Source organism: Streptomyces sp. NPDC037288, from assembly GCF_055603265.1.
In genome coordinates this window covers 250,257-255,552 of record NZ_JBVJVY010000009.1, presented here as the reverse complement: position 1 = coordinate 255,552, position 5,296 = coordinate 250,257, and the positions used below count along the sequence as shown (strand labels likewise).

Annotated in this window: 5 protein-coding genes and 1 pseudogene; all 6 read right to left on the bottom strand. The window is 72.5% G+C overall.

The features are described from left to right. Positions 1-134: 134 nt before the first annotated feature. Positions 135-1,163, bottom strand: coding sequence for an L-threonine 3-dehydrogenase (gene tdh / locus ACZ7GZ_RS14305; protein ID WP_471024079.1), 1,029 nt, complete (start codon positions 1,161-1,163; stop codon positions 135-137). A 192-nt stretch (positions 1,164-1,355) separates the two neighbouring features. Further along, on the bottom strand, positions 1,356-1,931 hold the full coding sequence (locus ACZ7GZ_RS14300) for a GAF domain-containing protein (RefSeq protein WP_471024078.1): 576 nt from the start codon (positions 1,929-1,931) through the stop codon (positions 1,356-1,358). Positions 1,932-1,992: 61 nt separating this feature from the next. After that, positions 1,993-2,592 (bottom strand): GTP-binding protein, encoded by a 600-nt coding sequence (locus ACZ7GZ_RS14295; protein WP_471024076.1) that lies wholly within the window; start codon positions 2,590-2,592, stop codon positions 1,993-1,995. Next, positions 2,570-2,941 carry a DUF742 domain-containing protein gene (locus ACZ7GZ_RS14290; protein WP_471024074.1) on the bottom strand — a complete coding sequence of 124 codons (372 nt, stop codon included), beginning with the start codon at positions 2,939-2,941 and terminating at the stop codon, positions 2,570-2,572. Before ACZ7GZ_RS14290 ends, ACZ7GZ_RS14295 begins: the two co-directional genes overlap by 23 nt. Before the next feature lie 2 nt (positions 2,942-2,943). Then, positions 2,944-3,378, bottom strand: a complete 435-nt coding sequence (locus tag ACZ7GZ_RS14285) for a roadblock/LC7 domain-containing protein (protein WP_471024073.1) — start codon at positions 3,376-3,378, stop codon at positions 2,944-2,946. Between the two features lie 90 nt (positions 3,379-3,468). Beyond that, positions 3,469-5,223 (bottom strand): annotated as a pseudogene (locus tag ACZ7GZ_RS14280) (sensor histidine kinase); the annotation flags it as partial. Positions 5,224-5,296 lie beyond the last annotated feature (73 nt).

Below are 5,296 nucleotides of genomic sequence, written 5' to 3'. Positions count from 1 at the left end.
CGACGTGCTGTGGGCGATGCTGCGTGACAAGAGGCTGTTCACCTCCGCCCCACCGGTCACGCAGACGGCTTGACACGATCATTGAGATTCTCCTGAAAGTGCTTGCGGGTGACGGGAGGGGCGCGTTCTGCGGCTCACACGGTCCAGTCGAGGATGACCTTGCCGCCCTTGCCGCTCGCGGCGTCCGCGAACGCGGCCTCGAAGTCGCGGTAGCCGTACCGGCCCGTGATCACGGGGGCGAGGTCCAGGCCGCCTTCCACGAGCACCGACATCGCGTACCAGGTCTCGAACATCTCGCGGCCGTAGATGCCCTTGATGGTGATCATCGAGGTGACGATCCGGGCCCAGTCGACCGGGAACTCCTGCGCCGGCAGGCCGAGCACGGCGATCCGGCCGCCGTGCGTCATGTTGGCGATCATGTCCCGCATGGCCTCGGGGCGGCCGGACATCTCCAGGCCGATGTCGAAGCCCTCGCGCAGCCCCAGCTCCCGCTGGCCGTCGGCGATGGAGGACTCGGCCACGTTCAGGGCGAGGCTCACACCGATCTTCCGGGCGAGCTGGAGCCGCTCCTCGCTGACGTCGGTGATGACGACGTTGCGGGCGCCGGCGTGCCGGGCCACCGCGGCGGCCATCAGGCCGATCGGTCCGGCGCCGGTGATCAGGACGTCCTCGCCGACCAGCGGGAACGACAGCGCGGTGTGCACGGCGTTGCCGAACGGGTCGAAGATCGCGGCGATGTCGAGGTCGACGGGGACGCGGTGCACCCACACGTTGGACGCGGGCAGGGCGAGGTACTCGGCGAAGGCACCGTCGCGGCCGACACCGAGGCCCACGGTGGCCCGGCACAGATGGCGGCGGCCGGCCAGACAGTTGCGGCACTTGCCGCACACCAGATGGCCCTCACCGCTGACCCGGTCGCCGATACGGATGTCGGCCACGTCCCGCCCGACCTCGACGACCTGCCCGACGAACTCGTGCCCGACCACGAGCGGCGTGCGGATCGCCTGCTGCGCCCAGCCGTCCCAGGCCCGGATATGCAGGTCGGTTCCGCAGATACCGGTCCGCATGACCTTGATCAGTACGTCACCGGGACCGATCTCGGGCTCCGGGACGTCCGTCAGCCAGAGCCCCGGCTCCGCCTTCTCCTTGACCAGCGCCTTCACGCGTGCCGCTCCTGTGGGTGAGGTCCCGGCCCGCGGGCATGCCGAAGAAGCCCGCACCGGGTCAGAGGGGTGGAATCACCCTGCAATCTGCCGTACGCGCGGGGTGCGGGTCCATCGAGCTTTTCTTAACCGCCGCCTCAGCTTTCCTTCACGCCCCTTGTGCCGACTGGGCAGGGAGGCCGTCGTCGTCCGTCACAGCGGCAGGCCGTCCTCGGCGCTTCGTTCGAGGCGTACGACGAGATCGGCGGCCAGCGCCTTGATGGCCTCCAGGCCTTCCCTCCCCCAGGCGCGGGGGGCCGTGTCGGCCGCGCACACGGTGCCCAGCCCCATGCCGGAGCTGTCGATGAGCGGGGCGCCGAGATAGGAGCGGATGCCGTACTCGTCCACGACCGGGTTCCCGGCGAACCGCGGATAGTCGCGCACGTCCTCGAGCACCAGGGCCTTGCGGCGGACCACCACATGGGGGCAGAACCCGTGGTCGCGCGGCAGGACCCGGCCCAGCTCCGGTCTGCTGCCGTCCTCCCTGAGGAACGGCGGGACGACGGGGACACACAGGCCCGCGAAGAACTGGAGGTCCTCGCCGATGAAGTTGACCATGGCGTAGGGCGCGCCGGTGAGCCGGGCGAGATGGGCCGCGAAGGCGTCCAGCGCCGGGTCGGCACGGTCCACCAGGCCGAGCAGGCGCAACCGGTGGACACGCGCGGGGGCCTCCTTGTCCTCGGGGGTGAGCAGCAGCCCCCGGACCGGCCGGGGCGGCTCGTACGTCATGGCCGGGCTCCGGCGCTGTGGGCGTACCTCATGGGGCGGCTCCGTGGGCGGTAGGGCGGGATCACCTGTGGGCGCCATGGCTCGGCGCGGGCGCCGGGGCGTGGGCGAGGAGGTGGCGTACGAGGGTGAGCAGGGTCTGCACGCCGGAGCTGGAGATCCGGGCGTCGCAGCGGACGACGGGGACCTCGGGGTCGAGGTCGATGGCCGCACGCACCTCCTCGGGGTCGTAGCGGTGGCCGCCGTCGAACTCGTTGATGGCGACGATGAAGCCGAGCCCGCGCTCCTCGAAGAAGTCCACGGCCGCGAAGCAGTCCTGCAGCCGGCGGGTGTCGGCGAGGATCACCGCGCCGAGCGCGCCCTCGGACAGCTCGTCCCACATGAACCAGAACCGCTCCTGCCCCGGTGTGCCGAACAGGTAGAGCACGTGGTCCGGATCGAGGGTGATCCGGCCGAAGTCCATGGCGACGGTGGTCTCCATCTTGTTCTCGACGCCGTCGAGACTGTCCGTGCCGACGCTGACCGTGGTGAGCAGCTCCTCCGTGCTGAGCGGCGCGATATCGCTGACCGCGCCCACGAAGGTCGTCTTGCCGACCCCGAACCCGCCCGCCACCAGGATCTTCAGCGCGGTGGGGAACGGGTCAGAGCTGTCGTCGTAGTCCATCGAGCACTGCCTCCAGCAGAGACCGGTCAGTGGGTGTGTGGTGGAAGACGGGGGGCTTGGTGGTCAGCGCCCCGCAATCGACGAGGTCCGAGAGCAGCACCTTGGTGACCACCGCGGGCAGTTTCAGGTGTGCGGCGACCTCGGCGACCGAGACGGGTGACCGGCACAGGTCGAGCGCCTGGGAGTGCTCGGGGCCGAGGTAGCCGAGCGGGGTGACGCCGGTGGCCATCACCTGCGACATCAGGTCCAGGGCGATGCTGGGCTTGGTCCGTCCGTTGCTGACCGTGAACGGGCGCACCAGCCGTCCGGCCGCGTCGTCCAGCCAGGGCCCGTCGCCGGGTGCGGCCACCCTCAAGGCCTCGTCGCCGTGGGTTCGACGGCGTGCTGCCGGGGCGCGGTGACCAGGTAGGGCCGGACGCTCTTGACGAGCATCGCCATCTCGTAGCCGAGCACGGCGGCGTCGGCCTCCCGGCCGGCGAGCACGGCGAGGCAGGTGCCGGAACCGGCGGTGGTGACGAACAGCAGGGTCGAGTGGAGTTCTACGACGACCTGGCGGACGTCCCCGCCGTCGCCGAACCGGACGCCCGCGCTGCGGCCGAGCGAGTAAAGGCCGGAGGCCAGGGCCGCCATGTGGTCGGCGCTGTCGATGTCGAGGCCGTGCACGGACTTCACGAGCCCGTCGCAGGACAGGAGCACCGCGCTGGTGGTGTGCGGTACGCGCTGCACGAGGCCGCTCAGCAGCCAGTCGAGGTCGGTTGCGTGGGCGGTCGGCGCATCGCTCGCCATGGTGGATCGACTCCTTGGGGTACGTAAGGTCTGCGGGAGCGCTGGGGGGTGGGTGGGTTGGAGTGGTGGGGGTGGGTACGGTGCGGGTGGTCAGCCGGCCGGGTCGCTCCCGTCGGGCCGGCCGGTACCGCGAGCACCGTCGGGTGCGGGCGCGGGGGTGCGTTGCTGGGATATGGGGGTCTCGGGGTCGGTGTACTCCGGTACGGCCGGCTGGAGGTGACGCCTGATCAGGTGGTCGGAGTCCATGTGGGCCGCGTCCATGTGGGCTGCGCCCGTGTGCCGGGAACCCATGTGTGTGGCGTCCAGGTGGGTGCTGGAGTTCAGGCGGCCGGAGTCCAGGGCGGCGGGCTCCTGGCTCCCCATGTGCTCCGTGTGCTCCGTGTGCTCCGTGTGCTCCGTGTGCATGTGCTCCATGTGCTGCTGTGCCTCGGCGAGTCCGATCCCGCGCTGGAAGGCCGCCATCAGCCCGGGGTCGTGGCCCGGGACGGTGTCCCCGTCCTGGCGGGGTGCGGGGCCGCCGCGCAGCTGGGGGACGATGTGCTCCTGGGCACGGCGGCGGGGCAGCTGGGGCTTGCCCATGGTGCCCCGCACGGGGCCGGTGCGCGGCGTGGGCAGGATGCCCGCGTGCGCTTCCACCGCCGCCCGGTCCCCGGCGCTGACGCCGGGCACGGCAGATGCGGGGGTGGGCCGCTCCTGCCGTACGCCCCGTACCGGGAGCGGCGCCGGGGCACCGTCGTTCCGCCCGCCGTCACCGCTCCCCGCACCGCTCTCGGCGCCGCGCCGCCCGCTCCCGCGCTGGGCGTGCCGCCGCCGCCCGGTCTCGGGAGCCCCTGCAGCAGCCCCGGAACCCAGCCCGGCACCGTCACCGTCCTGCGCGGGGCCCGGCTCCCCGGACGGCACTACGGGCAGCGGTGCGGGCGCGGGCACAGGGCCCCGCGCCTGCCCGGACCCGTGCCCCTGCCCGGGCACCTGCCCCTGTCCCTGCGCGTGCCCGTGCTCGTATCCCTGGCCCGGCGCCCGCCCCCGCTCCTGTCCGAGGCCCTGGCCCGGGAGTCGCACGGCCGGCGCCGCACCGGTGTCGGCGGGAGTGTGCGACTGGGGTGCACCGGTCCCGGCGACCGCGCCGGGCACACCGGGCGCCGTACCCAACAACGCCTGCGGGACGACGAGTACGGCCTGCACACCGCCGTAGATGTTGCTCTGCAGGCGCACGTGGATGCCGTGCCGCCGGGCGAGCTGGGAGACGACGTAGAGACCGATACGGCCGTCGGCCAGCAGGCTGGCGACGTTCACCTGGTCGGGGTCGGCGAGCAGGGCGTTCATCCGGTTCTGTTCGCCGACGGGCATACCGAGTCCGCGGTCCTCCACCTCCACCGCGAGCCCGGAGGTGACGAGGCCGGCGCGGAGCAGCACCTGGGTGTGCGGGGCGGAGAACACCGAGGCGTTCTCGATGAGTTCGGCGAGCAGATGGATGACGTCGGCGACGGCGTGGCCGCGCAGGTCGCCGTCGATGGGCGGCACCAGCTTCACCCGGGAGTACTGCTCGACCTCGGCGATGGCGGAGCGCAGGACCTCGGTCATGCTGACCGGGTTGCTCCACTGGCGCCGGGAGACCGCGCCGCCGAGCACGGCGAGGTTCTCGGCGTGCCGCCGGATGCGGGTGGCCAGGTGGTCCACGTGGAACAGGCCCTTGAGCAGGTCCGGGTCCTCGATCTCGTTCTCCAGCTCGTCGAGGATCGAGATCTCGCGGTGCACGAGCGACTGGAGCCGGCGCGCGAGGTTGACGAAGACCTCGAGCTTCTGCTCGCTGCCCGCCTGGCTGGAGAGCTGGGCGGGGGGGGGGGGGGGGGGGGGGGGGGGGGGGGGGGGGGGGGGGGGGGGGGGGGGGGGGGGGGGGGGGGGGCGAGGGGGTGGCCAG

Bases quoted from the DNA above. Each gene is read 5' to 3' on its own strand.
- ACZ7GZ_RS14300 (WP_471024078.1), bottom strand. From the start codon at position 1,931: ATGACGTACGAGCCGCCCCGGCCGGTCCGGGGGCTGCTGCTCACCCCC.
- ACZ7GZ_RS14295 (WP_471024076.1), bottom strand. From the start codon at position 2,592: ATGGACTACGACGACAGCTCTGACCCGTTCCCCACCGCGCTGAAGATC.
- ACZ7GZ_RS14285 (WP_471024073.1), bottom strand. From the start codon at position 3,378: ATGGCGAGCGATGCGCCGACCGCCCACGCAACCGACCTCGACTGGCTG.